This is a genomic window from Mycobacterium sp. 4858, from assembly GCF_900240975.1.
GTDB lineage: Bacteria > Actinomycetota > Actinomycetes > Mycobacteriales > Mycobacteriaceae > Mycobacterium.
This window is the reverse complement of sequence record NZ_LT968775.1, coordinates 981,034-1,000,874: the sequence shown is the minus strand read 5'-3', so window position 1 is coordinate 1,000,874 and position 19,841 is coordinate 981,034. Positions and strand designations below refer to the sequence as shown.

Sequence of the window (19,841 nt, the reverse complement as noted above, 5' to 3'; positions counted from 1 at the left end):
GGCTTAACCGTTGAGTCCCGTGACGGCGATACCCCGCACGAACGAGCGCTGCGCGACCGCATAGATGATGACCAACGGCAGCATGATCACCATTGAGGTCGCCATGATGATCGGCCAGCGCGCGACATACTCGCCCCGCAGCCGCACCAGGCCGAGCGTCAGCGTGGCCAGGCTGTTGCGCTGGAGCATCAGCAGCGGCCACAGGAAGTCGTTCCAGACGTTGACCCAGGTGAGCACCGCCAGCACCATCACGGCGGGACGGGCATGGGGCAGCAGGATTCGCCAGTAGATCTGCCACGGCGAACAGCCGTCGAGGATCGCCGCCTCCTCCAGGTCGGTCGGAAGCGTCCGAAAGAACTGGCGCATCAGGTAAGTGCCGAATGCGCTGCCGAACAAGCCCGGCACGATCATCGACCAGGGGGTGTCGACCCACCCGACGGTCCGCATCAGGATGAACTGCGGGATCACGGTCACGGTCAGCGGCACCATCAGGGTGCCCAGGTACAGCACGAACAGCGTGTCGCGGCCGCGAAATTGCAGCCGGGCGAACGCGTATCCGGCCAGAGAGCAGAAGAACACCTGCCCGGCGGTCACGCAGCCGGCGTACAGCACGGTGTTGAAAAACATTCGCGCGAAGGGCATCAACGAGAACACCTCGGCGTAGTTGGACCACCGCGGGTGCGCCGGAAACAGCCTCGGCTCGGTGATCTCGCCTTCCCTCTTCAACGAGCCGGACACTGCCCAGGCGATCGGGAACAACCAGCACCACGCGATCCCGACGAGCGCGGTGTAGACGAGCACACCACGAACGACATGGCGGGTGAACAACCGTTCAGCTGAGGCCACGAGACGTCTCCCAGGACCGTTGCCGGGTGATCCGCAGCTCCACCACGGTCAACACCAGCAAGATGGCGAACATCACCCATGCCAGCGCGGACGCGTACCCGAATTCCAGGAAGGAGAACGCGTGCTGAAACAGCATGATGCCCAGGACATAGGTGGCGGTTTCGGGGCCGCCGTTGGCACCGTTGAGGACGTAGACCATGTCAAACGCCTGGAACGCGTGGATGATCGAGATGACGCCCACAAATGATATCGACCCGCGGATCAGCGGGACCGTGATGGACACGAACTGCCGGATCTCGCCCGCCCCGTCGATTCGGGCCGCCTCGTAGACGGTCTCGGGAACGCCCTGCATCGCCGCGAGCAGGATGACGGTGGCGAACGGCACGCTGCGCCACACACTGACGATGCACAGCGAGGCCATCGCCCACCGGGGATCGACGAGCCACGGGACCGGGCCGATGCCGACCCAGCCCAGCATGATGTTGAGCAACCCGTTGTCGGTGTTGAACACGAACTGCCACACCACCGCCATGACCACCGACGAGATCGCCAGGGGCAGAAAGACGATGGTGCGGAATATGCCGATTCCCCTGACTTTTCGGTTCAGCACGCCGGCCACGACGAGGCTGACGACGATGGTCGGCACGACCGTTCCGAGGGTGAAGATGACGGTGTTGCGGATGGCGATCGCAAAGAGCGGATCCGAGGTGAACAGGTCGTGGAAGTTCTTGAGCCCCACGAACTTCGGCGGCCTGAAGACGTCCCACCGCTGAAAGCTCATATACAGCGAGAACCCGAGCGGAAACAGCATGAACACCGCGACGGCGGCCAGGTTCGGCGCCACGAAGAGGCGGCCGGCCCGGGCGCGCCGTCGCCAAGGGCCCGCGCCGTTGACGGGCTTGCGGGTGATGCGGCCGGGGGCCTGGCTGGTGCCGAGGGAGGTCATGGGGTGCGCAGCACCTCGTCGATGGCGGGCGACAGGCCGGTCAGGGATGTCGCGGGCCGCGAGCCACGCAGCACCGGCCCGAAGCTGCGGTCCATCAAGGCGACGATCTTCTCCCATGCCGGGGTGACCGGAAGCCCTTCGGAATACGCCGGCCCTTGCGTGAGCACGGCGAGGTTGCCAACGTTCCGGTGGGCCTTGGCGAAACCGGGCGAATTGAGCGCGGATTGCAGCACCGGCACGAAAAGGCTGGATTCACCGATCAGCGCCTGCCCGACGGGACCGGTCGCGAATTTCACGAACTCCCATGCCTGCTCCTTGCGCCGGCTGGACGCGGAGATGGCCAGCCCGGTGGAACCAATGTCGGAGTGGGCGGGCTGGCCCTGCCGGCGCGGACCCACCGGCAACGGTGCGACGTCGAAATCCAGGCCGTCGGCCCGGATGAAGGTCTGGTAGCGCCAGTGGCCGCCCATCGCCATCGCCGCCCGGCCGGCCGCGAACAGGTCGGGCGTGGACATCGATTGCACCTCGGAGGCATTGGGCGCGACCCTGTGCTTGTTGGCCAGGTCGGCGTAGAACTGCACCGCCTCGATGAACGCGTCGTCGCCGAAGTTGAAGTGGGTCGGGTTCTTCAGCGGGGTGGACCACGGCACGCCGTTGTTCATGGCGAACAGCCCGGCCGAATAGTACGAGAACCACATGTTCACGAAACCCCACTGGGTCACCCGACCGGAGCGGTCGCGCTTGGTGAGCGCGGTGGCGGTGTTCAAGAATTCGGCGAAGCTCCACGGCTGCTGCCACGTTCTGGGCGGCGGCGGCACCCCGGCCTCGGCGAACAATCGCTTGTTGTAGAACAGGTAGTTCCCGGACCATTGCTCCGGGAGCGCGTATTGGCCGCCGTTGAAGGCGAAGCTGTCGTACAGCGTCGCGACGCCGTCCGACTTCAGTTCGGCCGCGAAGGCCCGATCGCCCGACAGCATGGTGTTGAGGTCCAACAGCACGCCCCGGGCGGCCAGCTCGGCGTACGTGAGATCCCAGGCCATCAAGACATCCGGGCACTTGCCGCCGGCGCAGAACGTCGACAGCTGCTGCATCACGCCCGGGGCCGAAAGCACGGGGCGAACCTTGATGTCCGGGTGGCGGCGCTCGAACTCGTTCACGATGCGGAGCCTGGCATCACGTTCGTCGGGGTTGGCCGCGAAGAAGAACGTCAACGAGTCTTCTTCGGGAGCGCAGCCGGCGGCCCACGGCGCCAGCGATGCCGCGGTGAGCGCGCCGGCGCCGCGCAGCAGGCCGCGCCGCCCGAACGGCTTATCGAGCATGGTGCTCCCGTTCTCGCCCCGTTGCCGGCCGCCCGGCCGGCGGTGTCTGATCTCCTTGGTACCCGATGCGGCTGTGGTGTTGCCGGATCGGCCGGCTCGGCAAAGCCAGAACGGCCCGGCCGATGCGGTCGCGATCCCCGATGATGTCGATCGCGCGGATGCGGTCGTCGGGCCCGACATCGATCAGCAACAGCGCCTGCGCCCGCCCGTGGGGGGCGATCACGACGCCGGGCGCCCCGTCGATGAGCATGACAACACCGGCGCGCGCACGCTGAGCGAATCGGCGGGTCTCCTCCGCGACCCGTGTGGCGCCGCGCACCTCGGTCGGCACGTCGTCAGGAACCAGCGCGCGATCCACCGTGCGGACCACGTCCGGCGCCAGCAGCTCGAGCAGGGCGGCGATGTCACCGCCGCGGGACGCCGCGAGAAACGCTTCGACGATCTCGAGGTGCTTGGCCGCGTGCGCGGGCGGGCCATCCGGCTCCGCCTGCAGCCGCCCCCGCGCCCGGCTTGCCAGCTTCTTCGCGGCGTCCGGCGACCGGTTCAACGCGGTGGCGACCTCTTCGAAGGGCACCGCGAACAGGTCATGCAGCACGAACGCGGCGCGCTGCGCCGGTGAGAGCCGGTCGAGGACCACGAGCAGCGCGTTGCTCACCGACTCGGTCAACAACGCGTCCTCGTCCGCGGGCGCAGATGTGGTTGCGGTCAGCCGGTCCAGCTCGTCGGTGGTGGCGAGCGGTTGTTCGGCCCGTCTCTTGCGCACCCGGAGCTGGTCGACGGCCTCGCGCGCGGTGATCGTGGTAAACCAGCCGGTGAGGTTGTCGACTGCGCCGAAATCGGCGCGGCTGGCCTTGAGCCACGCCGACTGAACCGCGTCGTCGGCGTCGGCCACCGAGCCCAGCAGCTGGAACGCGACGGACCTCAGGTGTCGCCGGTCGGCGTCGAAACGCTGCGCGAGATCGGCCAGATTTTCCGGGGCGCTCATGGGTCACCTTTTCCGCACAGGAGCCGTCAAGAGAATGACCGCGTCCGTCGAGCTCTCTGTTGCAAAGGAGACCAGCATCATGACCTTGTCGATTGTGCGCCACCAAGCGCGCGGCGACCATCCGGATCGCCATTGCAAAACCAGCTGCCCCGCGGGGGTTTGGCACAGATGAACACCGCATACGTGGTGATCACGCTGGTGACCGCCGCCATCACCGCCGGAATCGCCGTGGCCGATCTCATCCCCGCGGGATTCGTCCTGGCGAACTCGGCTGAAGTGGGCGTGCCGCGTTCGTGGTTGCCGGCGCTGGGCGCGGTCAAGTTGGCCGGCGCGATCGGGCTGGTCGTGGGTCTGATGGGGTTGCGCGCCTTGGGAATCGCGGCCGCCACCGGCCTGGTGCTGTTCTTCGTCGGCGCCGTCGTGGCGCACCTGCGGGCCCACGTGCTGTACAACATCGCGTTTCCCGGGGCATACCTGTGCATGTCGGTGGCCTCACTGGCGCTGCTGGTGTCGCGTTGACCGGGTCAGCCGGGAAAATACCGGATCCGGTCGATGGTGCCGCCCCGCCATCCCATGTCGGCGAACAGGATGCCGCGCCCATGGCCGGAGTTGACCGAGATCGTCACCGTCCGGCCCGCGCCGATCGTCTTCGTCGGAGTGGCGCCGTCCAGTTGAACGGCGAGCTCGGCCAGATCGAGAGCCTCGTGGTCGCCGAGAGTTATTGTCGCGCTTGCCGAGAGGGCCCGCGCCGCTGCGTTGTGATCGCGCCGCGCGGCGGCGCGCAAGAACGCGTCCGCGAGTTTCTTGCGCCCCGCGCCCACCCGCCGGAACCCCGTGAGGAAGCCGGCCATGCCCCGCAGCCGCTGATTGCCCAGCAGGCCGCGTGACAGTTGCAGGGCCGGCGATACCGCGCGCGGACCGCTTGACAGGAATTGCAGCATCATCGCGGGCAGTTCCCAGTAGGCCTGCAGATTCTCAATCCGCCACTGCCCGTTGAGGTCTCGCAGGTCATAGCGCAAGTACGCGGGAATGTACATGGTAACCCGCGGGCCCATCGCCACTTCGAGCTCGAGATCACGCAGCACCACGGTCCCGAAAACGATATCGAGGTCGCGGTGAAAGGTGATCTCACGCGGGGCGATGAAGGTGTCATAGAAGCGGCCGATCTGTTCGTGCCCGATGTGCGGCCGCGACCCGACCGGGTCCTCTACCCGGGCCTCGTCGGTGAACAGGGCCACCCACCCGGCGCGGTCGTGCGCGGCGGCCGCGCGCGGCGATCGCTCGACGGCGGCCAGCAGCGCCTCCCGCGCCGGTGTCGCTCCCATCACGGTCCCCCAACCAGCTCGACGCCCGCGGACCGCATCTCCTTCAGTGCCTCGGCGGCCGACTCCGGCGAGACGGCCGCCGTCAGGTCCACCAGCACCCGGGTGGACAGGCCTGCCCGCGCGGCATCCTCCGCGGTCCGACGGACGCACTGGTCGGTGGCGATGCCGACCACGTCGACGGCGTCGACCCCGCGTTGCCGAAACCAGTCCAGCAACGGGACCCCGTTTTCGTCGACGCCCTCGAAGCCGCTGTAGCCCGGGGCATAGGCGCCCTTGCGGAACACCGCCTCGATCCGGCTGGTGTCCAGGTCGGGCCGAAGCTCCGCGCCTGAGCTTCCCGCGATGCAGTGCGGGGGCCACGACGACGAGTAATCCGGCCGGTCGGAGAAATGGTCGCCCGGCTGGATGTGGAAGTCCTGGGTTGCTACCACGTGCTGATAGCCCGGCTCGCCGGCCAGATAGGCGTTGATGGCGGGCGCGACGGCGGCGCCGCCGGCCACCGGAAGCGAACCACCCTCGCAGAAATCGTTTTGCACGTCGACGATGATCAACGCCCTCACGGGTCTCACCATATCGGTGGTGCGGCACGGCGCTTCAGCTGCGCGGATGGGCGGGGCGGTTTGTCCGCGAACCAGTCGGGTAATCCACCGGCCATGGTGATCCGGAGAATCGCGCGCCCGTTGCTGTCAGTGGCGTTCATCGGCCAAGGAGTCAATTCCCTGCTCAATCCCAAATCGGCGGCTGCGGCCGCCGCGCCCGCGGTGGATGGTTTGCAGGCGCTGCCGGATTCGGTGAGCGGCAACATCCCGAGCGACCCCGAGACGTTCGCGCAAATCACCGCGGCCGTCCAGATCGGCGGAGGCCTGCTGCTTGCCACAGGCAAGCTGCCCCGCGTCGCCTCGGCCGCGCTCGCGGTCACGGTGCTGCCCGCCAACCTCGGTGCGCACTCGTTCTGGAACGAGAGCGATCCGCAGGCCAAAGCCCAGAAGCGCCAGCAGTTCCTCACCGACCTCAGCCTGGTCGGTGGGTTGTTGATCGCGTCCGCCGATACGGCGGGCAAGCCGTCGCTCGGGTGGCGGGGGCGCCGGGCGGCCGAGCGGCTCTCGGAGCGAGTGTCGTCGGCGCTACCGGGGTCAGATGACTCCGCGTTCGATACCGACTTTGCGGAGTTGGGCGAGAAGATCGTGCACGGCCTGCAGGTCGGCGCCGAACGTGGCCGCGAACTGGCCAGCACAGCCGCCGAACGGGGCGCGCCCTACGCCGAGGCCGCGCTCGAGCGCGGGCGCGAATTCGCCAGCACGGCCGCCGAGCGCGGCAAGCCGCTGGCCAAGAAGGCCCGCAAGCGCGGCGAAGAACTCGCCGAAGAGGCCGCCGAGCGTGCCGCGCCGCTGGTGAAGAAGGCGCAGAAGCGCGGGGAAGAGTTCGCCGATGACGCCGCCGACTGGGCCGCGCCGCTGGCCAAGAAGGCCCGCAAGCGCAGCGAGAAGCTGGCCAAGAAGGCGCGCAAGCGCGGGGAGGAACTGGCGAGCACGGCGCTGGATCGGGGCGAGGATCTCGCCGACACCGCCCGCGCGCGTGGCAGCTACCTGGCCGACACCGCCCGCGCTCGCGGTGGCTACCTGGCGGACACCGCCCGCGAGCGGCTCGGTGAGCAGGTCAAGACGGGTCGCCGCAAGCTTTCCTCGTGAGCGAATCGGCCGTCGGCTAGGGCGTCCGCCCCGTCAGGAACGCGTCGACGATCGCGTCGACGTCCCGGCCGGCGTCGACGGTCGCGCCGCACTCCTCCGCGGCGAGCGGTTCCAGCGCATCGAATTGCGAGCGCAACAGGGTGGCCGGCATGAAGTGACCCGTCCGGGCGGCCAGTCGGCCGCTGATGAGCGCCGACGAACCGGCGAGGTGAAGGAATTCGACCTGCGGGCAGTGCCCGCGCAACTGGTCGCGGTACTTGCGCTTGAGCGCCGAACAACTCGCCACGCCGCCGCCGCGGTGCGCGGCCAACCACTCGCCGACGCGATCCAGCCAGGGAAAGCGGTCCTCGTCGTCGAGCGGCTCACCGGCCGCCATCTTGGCGATGTTGGCCCGCGTGTGCAGCGTGTCTGCGTCGACGAAGGGAACCCGCAAGCGTTGCGCGAGCGCGGTTCCCACGGTCGACTTGCCCGATCCCGAGACGCCCATCACCACGACGGGCGCCGGTCCGCTCACTCGGTTTCTGCGGGGAGGTTGCGGTTCCACTCCACCCAGCCGACCCCGCGGCGACCGTCGAGGGTGTTGACGGTGGCCCAGGCCCGCGGGAACTGGCTGACCCGCCCGTCGGCCGCGGTCAGGCGCACCGGCGCGTGCCCCCGCACGTCGAGGTCCGCGGTGATTTCGCCCGGCTCCAGGGTCAGCGTGGCCTTCAGCGGTAATCCGTTGGCGCCAAAGGACTCTCGTGAGTCGACCGTCTGCAGCTCGGTGACGTCGCCGTCGGCGCTCTGCGCGTAGCCGATGCTGAAGGACGGCGCGCCGGGAATGCGGATGTTCACCCCGTGCAGGTGGGTGCCGTCATCGAGGTGCAGCGCGCTCCAGATCCAGTCCATGCTCCACCAGTCGCGCACACCCCAGGAATGGTCGCGCTGCCCGGGAACCGACTCGACCCGGTAGCCGGTGTCGCCGATAGTGACGGTTCCCGAGACCCGGCACGGAATCTCATAGCGCGTCGTCAAGCGGTACTTGTAGGGGACACCGTCGGTGGCCCACACCAGGTTCATCGTCATCTCGACGGGGGTGCCGGCCTCCCCGCGCAACAACGCCGACGGATCGGCATAGGCCTGAGCCCGCGCCCGCAGGTCGATGCGGTAGGACTGCAGCGGCGCCGTCGCGGCGTGGCCGAGTTCGAAGGAGTCGGTGGATATTTCCCACGGGTCCGCCGGCAGCGGCACCCGCGCGTCCAGGGCGACGGTCGCCATATCTGGGCCGCACAGCAGCGCGTGCACCCACGCGGTCCGCTCGTTGGCGATCAGGCCGAGGCGGAACCAGCCGCCCAATCCCTGTGCCACATCGGCGAAGTCGGCGTACCAGCTTTCGCTCCACAGCGGCTCGGCCGTCGGCGCGTGCGCAGATTCGTCCTCCTCCGAAGGCCGCAATGGTTGGGGCGTCTGCGCGACGGGCAGCGTCGCCAGCGCATCCGTGTCGAGCACGTGATCACAGTGTCGTTGCAGCATCGTCATGAACATCCGGTCGCCGCGCTCGGTCCGCTCCACCAGCATCGAGGACACGATCGCCATCATCACGCCGAAAAAGCTCTGCCGGCGCACGCCTTCGGCGACGTCGGCGAGCGAAAGGGGCGCCGTCGGCCCGAGCGCCTCGTGGTAAGCCCGAAGTAGCGCATCGTAGTGCTCACGGCGATCCGGGGTGGGCAACGCGCAGCCGAGGAAATACGACAGGTCGGTCAGGGCTGGCCCCCAGGACACCGTCTGCCAATCGACGACCGTCAACGGACGGTCCGCCCCGGCTGTCCCGAACAGCAGGTTGTCCAACCGGTAGTCACCGTGCATCAGGCCATGGATGCGCTCCGGCGCCCCTTCTTGGGCCAGGTACCCGTCGAAGGACGCGACCAGGCGTTCGCACACCATGCGGTGTTCCGGCGCGATCTGGTCCCCGTAGCGGTCGATGAACCCGGCGTACAGCGGGGCGATCATCGCCTGGGTGAGCGGCGAATCACGGTTCAGCCACGGCGCTTCGGCCAGCACCGTGTCGCCGAGCAGCGGGCCGTGCAGCCGCCCCAGCTCGACGACGCACAGGTGCGCCTGTTCGGCTGTCGCGCCGGCGATTTCGTCGCCGACGATCGCCGGCCCGGCATCGCCCAGCAGGAGATCGAACGCACCCGTCGAGGTATCGACGGCGGCGTGGTAGCACGGCGCGATCGGCCCGCCCAGCCGAGGCGCTACGTCGCCGTAGAACCGGACCTCCCGTTCGTAGAGGCCCAGGGCCAGCCCCGTCTGTCGGCTCACCGGGTCGGTGGCGGCCACCTTGAGCACGACGGACGCGGGCCGGCCGGGGCCCGCCGCGCCGTCGGCGTAGGTGAGCCGGATGCGGTAGCACTCGCTCATCTGTCCGGTGCCGATGCGCTCCACGGCGAAGTCGGCGACGGGCCCGGCGCCGATCGCCGTGGTCAGCCATTCGGCGGTGAGATCTCCCGGGCGTTCGATGACTTGCGCGATGTCGGCATGCATGGGGTCAGCGTGCCAGGTCACCGCGCCAGGGAGAAGCCATCCCAGGCAATCCGCCGGTGCGGATGTGGATCGAACTCGACGCGGCTCTTGCGGTCGAAGACCATGACGGCACGGTCGGCGGTGGTGTAGGTGGGCCAGTCCTCGCCCGGCGCACCGGAGTGGCTGAAGGCCCGCCACCGCCGTTGCACCTGGTTGCTCACCCGCAACGCGGCGCGGCGATCGGCCGCGGCGGTCAGCAGGGCGCCGAATCGGGTGCGGTAGACGTCGAAGACGGCCAGCAACTCGGTGGCATGAGTGGCGCCCAGGCCCGACCAGCGCAACGTGCGCGGCGCGTAGTCGTACCGGTAGAGGTAGGTGGGCGCGTGTGCGCTGTGGGCCTCGGCGATCTGCCAGGCCGCCGAGCCGAACGCGAAGTCACCGCCGAGCTGGATGCATGCCGAGGGCGCGGGGTAATCCGGGTAGGCGGCGGTGATGCGTTCGCGCGCAGCGGGTTCCGTGTCGGCCAGCAGTTCCTCGATCATCGCTTGATTGGTCGGCAGCATTTTGAGGAAGCGGGTGAACAGGCGGCCCTCTTCGGCGTTGGTGCCCACAATGAGCGGCACCCGGTGCGCATGGCCACCACGCATCGCCTCGACGGGATCAAGGGGCACGACGTCGTCGCCGGCGACCGGGCCGATCGGGAACGCGCCGAGCCTGTCCCCCATGCCTTGGTCGATCAACCGGTGCTGGGCGTCCACCAGTTGCGCCGGGGACGCCTGCATCAGTGCCTCGGCGGCGTCCTGCGGCCGCGCGCCCAATATTGCGGCGAAGCGCGTCGCGAATTCCGCGGCGGTCTCTCGCGACCGAACCATCCCGGAGGCCGGGCTTTCCGCAATGGCCCGGGCGAACAGCCCTTCGGCGGCCGGCACCGCCAAGAGGGTAGCGGTGATGTGCGCGCCGGCGCTTTCCCCGAAGATCGTGACTTTGTCCGGGTCGCCGCCGAACGCGGAGATGTTGTCTTTCACCCAGCGCAACGCCATCACCAGGTCGCGCAGGAACAGGTTGCTGTCGATGGTGATGTCGGGCGTCGAAAGCGACGACAGGTCCAGGCAACCCAACGCACCCAGTCGGTAGTTCACCGACACGTACACACAGCCGCGGCGCGCCAACGCCGCGCCGTCGTACAGCGGCGTGGCGGAGCTACCCAGGATGTAGCCTCCGCCGTGGATGAAAACCATGACGGGCAGCGGCTCTTCGACCGGGATTTCGGGGGTGACGACGTTGAGGGTGAGGCAGTCCTCCCCCATCGCCTGGTAGCGGCCGACACCGAGCATGGTGTACCGCCGCTGCTGGGGTGCGCAGTTGGCGAAGCCATGGCAGTGCCGCACACCCGACCACGGTTGCGCCGGCCGGGGCGCCCGCAAGCGCAGGGGCCCGACCGGTGGGCGCGCGTAGGGGATGGATCGCCAACGGTGGACGCCGTCGCGGGTGAAGCCTTCCACAGTCCCGATCGTCGTGCGTGCGCGCACAGTGCGCTGGTGCATAACCCGACGTTAGCGGACACCACGGGCGTAACGCGCGCGCAGCGCCTTATTTTCGGCGCGTGGCGGTTAGCCTGACGGGATGCGGATCGCCGCGCTGCTGGCAGCGTCGTTACTGGTCGCCGGGTGTTCCCACACCGTCGGCGGTCAGGCGCAGCAAACTCGGACCTCCGCGGGCGCCGCCACCACTTCGTCGGGCGCCAAACCGCCGGCCCCGAACGGCGCGCCCACTCCCGGGGCGCCGATCTCCGACGTCATCGCGTGGATCGAAGCCGGCCATGCCGCGGACCCCGGTCGCTATCACAACGCGATTCGCGACGGTGCGACCACGCCACTCGGCGACGACATCGCCTTCACCGCGGCGGCCGGCAAAGCCTCCTGCGTGACCGATTCCAAACACACCGGCGGCGCGCTGCTCTGCCTGGTCAGCCTGACCAATCCACCGCCCGCGCCGCCGACGTCCTACGGCGGCTGGCAGGGCGGTTGGGTGAGCTTCGACGGCCAGAACCTGCAAGTCGGTGCGTCGCGCGCCGATCCCGGTCCGTTCCTCAACGGCAGCGGTTCGGAGCTGGCAAACGGTGATTCGCTGTCATTCGGTGACTATCGTTGCCGCGCCGATCAATCCGGGCTGTATTGCGTGAACTACGCCCACCAGTCGGCCGCCCGATTGAGCCCCGCGGGCATCGAGCCGTACGGTTGTCTACGACCAGGGCCCGCGCCAGACGGCGTCGGCGCGGCGTTCACCTGCTGAGTGTCCGGGCGATGCTCGCCGCCGCAAGGCGTTCTCACCAGGTGACCGGAAGCTCCTTCATCCCGTAGATGTCGGCTTCCTTGAACTTCAGCTCGTCGGCCGGTAGCGCCAGTTTCAGCCCGGGCAGGCGCCGCGCCAGCGTGGCGAAGGCGACCTGCATTTCCACCCGGGCAAGGTTTTGGCCGATGCATTGGTGCACACCGTAGCCGAAACCCAAGTGCCCGCGAGTGTTTCGGTCGGCGTCGAAGACGTCGGGATGCTCGACGAACTCGGCGTCCCAGTTGCCGGCGGGCAGATTCATCAACACCATGTCTCCGGCGCGGATCGGCTGGCCGCCGAGGGTGAAGTCCTCGGTCGCCACTCGATCCACCTGGCTGTGCACGATGCTGAGATAGCGCATGAGCTCCTCGACGATGTTGACGACCACGCCATGGTCGTCGGTCGTGCCAAGCCGTGCGAACACGTCCGGATGCTCAAGCAGCGCAACCGTTCCCAGCGAGATCATGTTGGCGCTGGTCTCGTGGCCGGCCAGCATCATGACGACGCCGGTCATGGCGGCGGTCTCGCGGGTGAGCTGCCCGGTCGCGACGTAGCCGGTGACCAGGCGGCTGATCAGGTCATCGCCGGGATCGTCGGCCCTGCGATCGACCAGCTCCTGGATGTAGGCATACATCGCCCCGAAGGATTCGGCCCGTTGCTCGTCGGTCGTGGTCCACTCCAGCCCACGCGTGGAGTGGTGCTGGAAGAACGGCAGGTCTTCGGACGGCACGCCCAGCAGCAACGCGATCACCAGTGAGGGCACCGGCAAGCCGAAGTCGCGGACCAGGTCAGCGGGCGGCCCGTTGTCGATCAACGCATCGAGGTGCTGATCTACCAATTCCTGGATCTGCGGCCGCATCCTTTCGCAACGCCTGAAGGTGAAATCACCGGTCAGCATGCGCCGCAACCGATGATGCTCGGGGTCGTCGACCCGCGCGAACATCACCGGGGTGGTGTTGTCCGTGCTTGTCGGTTTCATGGATGCCGGGATGGTGTCCGCGGACAGGCGCGGATCCAGCAGCGCCGCCCTGATGTCGTGGTAGCGACTCACCACCCAGGCCGGCTGCCCGTGGTACATCGCCCGTCGCAGTCCGGGTTCCTGACGCCAGCGCACGAAGTCGGCCGGCGGATGAAGCGGGCATCCGGCATCCCGCCGGGCGGGTATGACGGGAAGATCCGTCTCGGAAATCATTGACATATCGGCGCTTCCGCTTTAAATGTCAGTCATCTGTCAGTTATACGGAGCGTAGAAGCCGGAGAGGTGGCAGTCAACCGTCAGTTACGCTGTGCGGATGACAACGGTGGAAGACCGGCCGTTGCGGGCGGACGCGGCGCGCAACGCCGAGCGCATCCTGCGCGCCGCGCGGGCCGTCTACGGCGAGTTGGGACCGGATGCGCCCATCGAAGCCGTCGCCCGTCGCGCCGGAGTCGGCGAACGAACGCTCTACCGCAGGTTCCCGGCCAAGGCCGACCTGGTCCGGGCGGCCCTGGACCAAAGCGTCGCCGAGTACCTCACGCCGGCGATCGAAGACGCGCGGCGCATGGCCGACCCACTGCGCGGCCTGCACCAATTGATCGAAGCGGCAATCGGACTCGGGGTCCGCGAACGACACCTGCTGACCGCCGCGCACCGGGCCGGGTCGCTGACCGCCGACATCTCGGACTCACTGAACCAAGCCCTCTACGAGCTGGCCTGCCGGGGCCAGCGGGCCGGACTGGTCCGCGCGGACCTGGTTGCCGATGACCTTCCGCGTCTGGTCGCGATGCTCTACGCGGTGCTGCCGACGATGGACCCGGACAGCGACGGCTGGCGACGCTACGTCGCCCTTGTGATCGATGCGATCTCGGTGAAAGAACGCCGGCCGTTGCCCCCGGCGGCGGCGCTGAGTTATGTGGTCGCGCCGAATAGCTGGCCGCTGTAAGCGGTTTTGTTGATGGTCACCTCGGCGTCGACTTTGAACTCCAGCCCCGTGACATATCGCAACTCGCCCGGCTCACGTCCGCGTCGCGATGCCGCACATCAGGGTATCTATCAGTCCGTAGTAGCGTTCGGTGGTTTCTTCCGCAGAGGTCGTAACGCTGAGCATGCGGTAGAGCGTGGCGCCGATCAACGCGTCGGCGGCGGCTTCGACGTCGGCATCCCCGCGAATCTGGCCCATCGAGATTCCGACGCGTAACCGGTCTGACACTGCGTCGTGGAAACGGCTGGTGAGTTGGCGGTATAGGGCGTCGCGGTCGGTCAGGTCTTCGGCAGCGGCGGCAGCGAGAGAACGGATGAGTGCGACGTTCTCAGCGGCCGAACCGATTTCGGCGTACGCGCGCATCCAGGTTCTCAAGTCCTCGACCGTGTCTCCCGTATCCGGAAGCGTGAAGTCGGTTTGGTCGTAGGCCTGCATGACCGCCTCAGCGACCAGGGGGGCTTTCGACGGCCACCGTCGATACACCGTTTGGGTAGCCACGCCGGCGATCACGGCGACCTTGTCCATCGAGACTCCGCGGTAGCCGGCTTCGACGAGGAGCGACCGGGTGGCATCCAGGATTGCCTCATGCACGGCTGTGCTCCGCGGTCGTCCCCGCCGGGATTGGCTCACACACAGAACCTAGAGCAATGGCTCGAGGCCGCGCCTAGGCAACGGCGCCAGGATGTGCCACGATTAACGAGAGAAAATTTCTCGTAATTGACGCTAGCCATCGCCGACCCGGTCGAACAGGGTCGCGAACCGAGTCTGGCTTTGGGTTGTAAGGGCGACTACATGCGTGAGCTGTGCGTGATCACCGGAGGCGCGGGGGGCATCGGACTGGCAGCGGCGAAGATCGTCGGGCGGGACCGGCTGGTCGTCATCAGCGATGTCAGCGCGAGCGGTCTGCAGGCGGCGTCAGCCGAATTGCAAGGCCTCGGCATCGGCTGCGTGACGGTCCACTGCGACGTGACCGACCGCTCATCCGTCGCCGAGCTGATCGCCACCTCCACATCGTTGGGGTCGGTGACCTCGGTGATCCACACCGCGGGTGTGAGCCCGAGCATGGGCGACGCCGAACACATTCTGCGGATCAACGCGCTCGGCACGGCCCATGTCAACGAGGGGTTCCTCCCAGTGGCGCGTGAGGGCTTCGCGATCGTCAACGTCGCGTCCATGGCCGCGCACATGTTCCCCCGGTTGCTCATCCCCAAGCGTCACTTCAAGGACGCTCTGCACAACGAGGACCGCTTCATGACCAAGGCGACCTCGGCCTGCAACATCGTGCCGACCAGGGTCCGCCCCGGCTTGGCGTACTCCATCAGCAAGAACTTTGTGACGTGGTACAGCGCATCTCAGGCGGCCCGGTTCGGCAGCCGCGGCGCCCGTATCGTCTCGGTGTCCCCGGGCAGCATCAACACCGAGATGGGCAGGTTGGAGGAGCGAGCCGGATCGGAAGCGATGGTGAAACTGGCCGCGTTGAAGCGCTTTGGGAAGCCCGAGGAAGTCGCCGAAGTTTTGGCTTTCTGCGCTTCGACCAAGGCCGGCTACCTCACCGGTGCCGACATCGCCTGCGACGGTGGCGTTCTGGCGGCATTCACGCTCAAGAACATGATCCCGCTAGGTCGCAACACATAGCCCCGCGGTGACCGAAAGAGGACGACATCGCCATGGCGGACATCGACAACCGCAGCGCACACACGCGCCAAGCGCTCGGCTTACTAAGCAGCTCTATCGGCGTGGCGCACTTCCTCGTTCCGCGGATCTTCGATCCCATCAATCGCCTCGGCTTCCCCAATCACGCTCGCACGTTCACCTACGTCAACGGCGCGATCGAAACGGCGCTCGGAGTCGTCCTGCTGCGCACGCACACGCGTCGACCAACGGCCGTCTTGTCCACTTGCTACCTCACCTACCTGACGATCAACATCCTTCGCACCCAACTCCGCACGCGACGCGGCGACGGTCACCCAGTTGAGCGATCCGGTTAGGGCCGACGGTGTCGATCATCCGGACCGCCCACAAGGCAGCCGAAACGCTCCGACCAGTCGGTAGCGCCGTGCGGCTGAATGTAGCCGCCGCTATCCGGACCCGCCGACGCGGATACGACGGGTGGACCGGCGCGATCAACACCGACTACGACCCACAGAACCCTGCCACCGCCGCGGACCCGTTCGATGCGTACCGCGCCCTGCACCGAAGCGGCCGCGTGCATTACAACCCCAGGCGCGCCACCTTCATCATCAGCCGCCTTGACGACGTGCGGGCCGCCTTGCGCGACACCGACCAGGTCACCAGCACCCAAGGGGTCACGCGCCTGCGCATGTCCGCGCCATTGGCGGTCCTCACCGACGGTGAAGAACACACCCGGCTTCGCAAGCAAGTCCAGCCGGGATTCAGCACGGGGGCCATGAGGTCCTGGCAGGAGATGACCGAGAAGCTGGCCACCGACCTCATCACCGACGTGATGAAAGACCCCGGCTGCGACGTCGTACAGCGCTTGACCATACCCATGCCTATACGCTTGATCGCCCAAATCCTCGGAGTACCCGACACCGACGTCGCCGACTTCCGTCGTTGGTCGGAATGCGCCGTGGGAGTCATGGAGCTGAAGCCCAGGCTCTCCGGTGTCGTCGACGCGGCCAAGTCGATGTCGGCAATGCTGGCGTTACAGCGTTATTTCACACGCCAATTCGCTGCGGGCCGACTCAAGGGGTCCAACACCGTGCTCGGACGCCTTCTCGAGCACAACACCGACGGCAGCCTCACCGACCGTCAGCTTCTGATCATCGCCATCCATCTGCTGATCGCCGGCAATGAGACCACGACCAACCTCCTGGGCGGAATGTTCGACACGCTAGCGCGCCATCCCGACCAATACGACCTGATCCGCTCCAGCCCCGACCTGATCCCCCTGGCCGTCGAAGAGCAGCTACGCATCACGACGCCCATCCAGAACCTCTACCGCTACACCCGGGCCGACTACCGAATCGGCAACGTCACCATCCCCACCGGATCACGCGTGCTGCTGTCCTTCGGCGCGGCCAACCGTGACCCCACCGCGTTCGACGACCCCGACGAGTACCGCGCCGACCGCGACCCGCGAACGCACGTCGCCTTCGGCTATGGCGCACACATGTGCCTGGGAGCACCGCTGGCCCGCATGGAAGCCCATGCAGTACTGCGCCAACTCGCCACCCGCGTCGCCCGAATCACTCCCGAGGGCGCGACGCAGTGGTCGACCCACAGCTCGCTGCGCGGACCCATCTGCTTGCCGATCCGGCTCACCCCAGCCTGACGTAGACCATTGCCGGTACGCCAAGGAGACCCGGCCTCCTAAGTGGTCACCTCAAGCACTTGTATTTCGCCTGTCGCCCCGTCGACCTCGATCAGCGCCCCGGGCGGCAACGACTTCGTGGCTCCCTGCACGTCCACCACACAAGGGAAGCCGAACTCGCGGGCCACCACGGCGGCGTGTGACATCGGGCCGCCGAGCTCGGTCACCACGGCCGCGGCGTAGCAGAATGCCGCGGTGTATCCGACGTCGGTGACCTCCGCGACGAGGATCTCGCCGGGCTGCAGGTCGTCGATGGTCTCGGGACGCACGATCCGCACCCGGCCGCGCACCTTGCCCCCGCACACACCGACCCCGCGCAGGGTCTCCCCGCTGGCGAGGGCCGCCGACGTGGTCTCGGTTGGTTGCCAGCTCCCGCTGAACACCGTCGGCGGGACCACGGCGACCAGCCTCCGCTGTTCAGCGCGGCGCCGGGCCACCAGCGCCCCGACGTCGGCCGGCAGCGCATCGAGCTCGTCGACGAGCAGGTAGAACACGTCATCGGCGGTATCGAGGGTTCCGGCCTCGACCAGTCGGCGCCCGTACTCACGCATCAGGTTGCGGAGCACCCAGTTGGCCCGCACCACTTTGTCGCGACGGACTTCTCGGTCGCGCAACTGTCGTGCCGCGAGCTGCGCGATCGGCTTGGCGTGCAACGGAATCCGGGGGCGCCGCGGCTGGGGCGTCGAAGGGGCGCTCATCGCTTTGGTCACCATCCGGACGAGCAACTCGGGATCGTCGGCGTAGCTGATCGACCGCATCTCGAGTTCGGCCGGGCCGCGATGCCCGATCAGCGTCAGCTCGGCCAGCACGGCGGCGTGGAACTCCGGCGCCTCGACCGCCAGCTTGCCCAGCCGATCCCCCGGTTCGGCCAGTAGCGCTGTCACTTTCGGATCGCGTTGCGCGGCAAGGACCAACCGCTGCATTGCCTCGACCGACCGCGCACTGACCAATTCCGGCCCCGCCGGCGCGGCGGTGTCTCGCCCACATAAACCGCGCAGCAGGACGTTGAACGCGGCGCACAGCATGAACGACGCCGACGCCAGCACCCAGCCGTGCACCACATCGTCGCGCGCCAACGTGATCAGGCTGAGCAGCCGGCGATCGTCCAGCCCGGCGACGTCGTCACCCAGGCGCTCCAGGCGATCGACATCGGCGACGAACTCGTCGGTGTCCCTGGACGAGCCGGCGGACAGGCCGATGAGGTTGACACCGAACACACCGATGTTGCGAACGGTCCTCAGTTGCTTGCGGATGCGGCCGGTTTCGGAGCGCGGGCGCTGGTCACCGAAGATCGGCAACGACGCCATGCTGGGGCCGAAGAATCCGCTGTTGCTGACGATCGTCGCCGGCTTGGCGAAGGGTACGGTTTCGGCCATGTAGTGCGCGGAGGTGATGGCCCCGTAGAGCCGGTGCGCGAACACGGCGACGGTCCGCATGGCGATTTCGCGCTGGATGATGCCGCCGGGCCGCAGCCGCTCGGCGATGGCCACGCCGCCGGCACGCAGCCCCCGCACGGTCACCGAGGCCGACGCCGGCGAGAACGGGCCGGGCAGCGCCTCCGACAGATTGGTGGCCAGAAAGGTCGGAAAGCGCGGGTCGATCGGGGTGTCGAATTCCCCGTTATCTCCCGCCGGGCCGGCCCATTCGGGTTTCACCCCGTCCTCGGAAGTCGCGTCGACCGAGGGAAGGTCACCGATGGTGGCCATCCGCCAGGGCAGCGACACCACCCGCTTACCCACGGTGACCCGGCCGCGCACCGCGAGCGCGAAGTCTTCGACACATTCACCGGAATTCCACGCGGGCCGGAATCCCCACTGCTCGCGCAACCGCGCGGTATCCATGAAAGCGGCGCCGCGCACCAGTTGCAGCTCGGCGGGTCCGAAGCCCAACCGCACGACCGGGCGCCCGAGCGCCGCGGCGAAACGCCGGAAGGTCAGCTCGCCGGAGGCGGCGAGATTGACGGCGCCGCTGCCGATTTCGGTGTCCACCAGCGCCCGGTCGAATAGCCGAAGGGCGTCGTCGAGGTGGACGACCTGCATGAGGCGGTCGGCCGACCCGTCGGGAAAGACGGGCAGCGCCAGCAACCGACACACCCAGTTGTCGACGCTTCGGCCGAGAATCAACGCGGAGCGGATCGCGACCCATTCCAGGTCCGAGTCCTCGAGCAGCTGCTCGGCCCGGGCCTTGTAGTGTCCGTCCGCGGTGACCGGCGTCCTCGCGTCGTGCTCGGTCTTCGGCGCATCTCCGCCGCCGTAAACCTGCGACGACGACGCGAAGACGATCCGTCTGGCGCCGGACTCAGCCATCGCCGCCAGCACGTTGGCCGTGCCCCCGATGTTCACCTGCTCGCTGATCCGCGCCTCGGCGCCCGGGCTGTTCGCCCACGCGCAGTGCGCGACGACCTCGGCACCGGCGACCGCGCGGCTGACCGCACTGCTATCCCGGATGTCGCCCGCGACGAATTCGGCTGCACTCGGCCAGCTTTCGGGTCGGTGCCGCGAGATCCCGATGACGTCGTGGCCCTGGCTGAGCAAGCGGGACGTCAGGCCCCGGCCGAGCACGCCGCCGGCCCCGGTGACGGCGATTCTCACTGATTGTCGACTT

Annotated in this window: 19 protein-coding genes; 7 read left to right on the top strand and 12 right to left on the bottom strand. The window is 68.0% G+C overall.

Annotated features, from left to right (window positions below; translation table 11 throughout):
- Positions 1 to 3: 3 nt before the first annotated feature.
- From C1737_RS04625 to C1737_RS04610, 4 genes are read right to left on the bottom strand one after another with little or no spacing between them, the layout of a single operon-like run.
- Positions 4 to 846 carry a carbohydrate ABC transporter permease gene (locus tag C1737_RS04625; protein ID WP_067916731.1) on the bottom strand — a complete coding sequence of 281 codons (843 nt, stop codon included), beginning with the start codon at positions 844 to 846 and terminating at the stop codon, positions 4 to 6.
- Positions 833 to 1,792 (bottom strand): carbohydrate ABC transporter permease, encoded by a 960-nt coding sequence (locus tag C1737_RS04620; RefSeq protein WP_233214652.1) that lies wholly within the window; start codon positions 1,790 to 1,792, stop codon positions 833 to 835. The genes C1737_RS04625 and C1737_RS04620 overlap by 14 nt, the downstream gene beginning before the upstream one ends.
- Complete coding sequence (locus C1737_RS04615) at positions 1,789 to 3,111, bottom strand: sugar ABC transporter substrate-binding protein (RefSeq protein WP_102417364.1); 1,323 nt, start codon at positions 3,109 to 3,111, stop codon at positions 1,789 to 1,791. The genes C1737_RS04620 and C1737_RS04615 overlap by 4 nt, the downstream gene beginning before the upstream one ends.
- Positions 3,101 to 4,096 (bottom strand): sigma-70 family RNA polymerase sigma factor, encoded by a 996-nt coding sequence (locus C1737_RS04610; RefSeq protein WP_102417363.1) that lies wholly within the window; start codon positions 4,094 to 4,096, stop codon positions 3,101 to 3,103. Before C1737_RS04610 ends, C1737_RS04615 begins: the two co-directional genes overlap by 11 nt.
- Before the next feature lie 168 nt (positions 4,097 to 4,264).
- Here C1737_RS04610 and C1737_RS04605 point away from each other — a divergent pair, with 168 nt between their 5' ends.
- The gene (locus C1737_RS04605; protein WP_068095437.1) at positions 4,265 to 4,615 is read left to right on the top strand and encodes a DoxX family protein; all 351 of its coding nucleotides are present in this window, start codon (positions 4,265 to 4,267) and stop codon (positions 4,613 to 4,615) included.
- Positions 4,616 to 4,620: 5 nt separating this feature from the next.
- Here the strand turns inward: C1737_RS04605 and C1737_RS04600 are convergent, their stop codons facing one another.
- Together C1737_RS04600 and pncA are read right to left on the bottom strand one after the other, a co-directional pair.
- The gene (locus C1737_RS04600) at positions 4,621 to 5,421 is read right to left on the bottom strand and encodes a ketosteroid isomerase family protein (RefSeq protein WP_102417362.1); all 801 of its coding nucleotides are present in this window, start codon (positions 5,419 to 5,421) and stop codon (positions 4,621 to 4,623) included.
- Positions 5,421 to 5,981, bottom strand: a complete 561-nt coding sequence (gene pncA / locus C1737_RS04595) for a pyrazinamidase PncA (RefSeq protein WP_158243948.1) — start codon at positions 5,979 to 5,981, stop codon at positions 5,421 to 5,423. Before pncA ends, C1737_RS04600 begins: the two co-directional genes overlap by 1 nt.
- Before the next feature lie 93 nt (positions 5,982 to 6,074).
- Here pncA and C1737_RS04590 point away from each other — a divergent pair, with 93 nt between their 5' ends.
- On the top strand, positions 6,075 to 7,109 hold the full coding sequence (locus C1737_RS04590; RefSeq protein ID WP_067916718.1) for a DoxX family protein: 1,035 nt from the start codon (positions 6,075 to 6,077) through the stop codon (positions 7,107 to 7,109).
- 16 nt (positions 7,110 to 7,125) lie between these two features.
- On the opposite strand, the gene C1737_RS04585 is transcribed toward C1737_RS04590, so the two are convergent.
- From C1737_RS04585 to C1737_RS04575, 3 genes are read right to left on the bottom strand one after another with little or no spacing between them, the layout of a single operon-like run.
- The gene (locus C1737_RS04585) at positions 7,126 to 7,623 is read right to left on the bottom strand and encodes a gluconokinase (protein WP_102417360.1); all 498 of its coding nucleotides are present in this window, start codon (positions 7,621 to 7,623) and stop codon (positions 7,126 to 7,128) included.
- On the bottom strand, positions 7,620 to 9,632 hold the full coding sequence (locus C1737_RS04580) for a phosphotransferase (RefSeq protein WP_102417783.1): 2,013 nt from the start codon (positions 9,630 to 9,632) through the stop codon (positions 7,620 to 7,622). The genes C1737_RS04585 and C1737_RS04580 overlap by 4 nt, the downstream gene beginning before the upstream one ends.
- Positions 9,633 to 9,649: 17 nt before the next feature.
- A complete protein-coding gene (locus C1737_RS04575) occupies positions 9,650 to 11,155 on the bottom strand; it encodes a carboxylesterase/lipase family protein (RefSeq protein WP_102417359.1) in 1,506 nt (501 codons plus the stop codon).
- A 79-nt stretch (positions 11,156 to 11,234) separates the two neighbouring features.
- Here C1737_RS04575 and C1737_RS04570 point away from each other — a divergent pair, with 79 nt between their 5' ends.
- Positions 11,235 to 11,903: a hypothetical protein gene (locus tag C1737_RS04570; protein ID WP_068095426.1), complete on the top strand. Its 669-nt coding sequence runs from the start codon at positions 11,235 to 11,237 to the stop codon at positions 11,901 to 11,903.
- A gap of 34 nt (positions 11,904 to 11,937) precedes the next feature.
- Here C1737_RS04570 and C1737_RS04565 read toward each other — a convergent pair whose 3' ends face one another.
- Entirely contained in the window at positions 11,938 to 13,140 is a 1,203-nt protein-coding gene (locus tag C1737_RS04565) for a cytochrome P450 (protein WP_199182778.1), read from the bottom strand.
- 94 nt (positions 13,141 to 13,234) lie between these two features.
- On the opposite strand from C1737_RS04565, the gene C1737_RS04560 reads away from it, so the two are divergent.
- A complete protein-coding gene (locus C1737_RS04560) occupies positions 13,235 to 13,864 on the top strand; it encodes a TetR/AcrR family transcriptional regulator (protein WP_102417357.1) in 630 nt (209 codons plus the stop codon).
- Positions 13,865 to 13,936: 72 nt separating this feature from the next.
- Here C1737_RS04560 and C1737_RS04555 read toward each other — a convergent pair whose 3' ends face one another.
- Positions 13,937 to 14,494, bottom strand: coding sequence for a TetR/AcrR family transcriptional regulator (locus C1737_RS04555; protein ID WP_255413372.1), 558 nt, complete (start codon positions 14,492 to 14,494; stop codon positions 13,937 to 13,939).
- Between the two features lie 201 nt (positions 14,495 to 14,695).
- Here C1737_RS04555 and C1737_RS04550 point away from each other — a divergent pair, with 201 nt between their 5' ends.
- The 3 genes from C1737_RS04550 to C1737_RS04540 all read left to right on the top strand — a co-directional run bounded on the left by C1737_RS04550 (position 14,696) and on the right by C1737_RS04540 (position 17,198).
- On the top strand, positions 14,696 to 15,538 hold the full coding sequence (locus tag C1737_RS04550; protein WP_102417782.1) for an SDR family oxidoreductase: 843 nt from the start codon (positions 14,696 to 14,698) through the stop codon (positions 15,536 to 15,538).
- Positions 15,539 to 15,570: 32 nt separating this feature from the next.
- Positions 15,571 to 15,891, top strand: coding sequence for a hypothetical protein (locus C1737_RS04545; protein ID WP_102417355.1), 321 nt, complete (start codon positions 15,571 to 15,573; stop codon positions 15,889 to 15,891).
- Between the two features lie 74 nt (positions 15,892 to 15,965).
- The gene (locus C1737_RS04540; protein WP_369807516.1) at positions 15,966 to 17,198 is read left to right on the top strand and encodes a cytochrome P450; all 1,233 of its coding nucleotides are present in this window, start codon (positions 15,966 to 15,968) and stop codon (positions 17,196 to 17,198) included.
- Between the two features lie 38 nt (positions 17,199 to 17,236).
- Here the strand turns inward: C1737_RS04540 and C1737_RS04535 are convergent, their stop codons facing one another.
- A complete protein-coding gene (locus tag C1737_RS04535) occupies positions 17,237 to 19,828 on the bottom strand; it encodes a sugar epimerase family protein (protein ID WP_102417353.1) in 2,592 nt (863 codons plus the stop codon).
- Positions 19,829 to 19,841 lie beyond the last annotated feature (13 nt).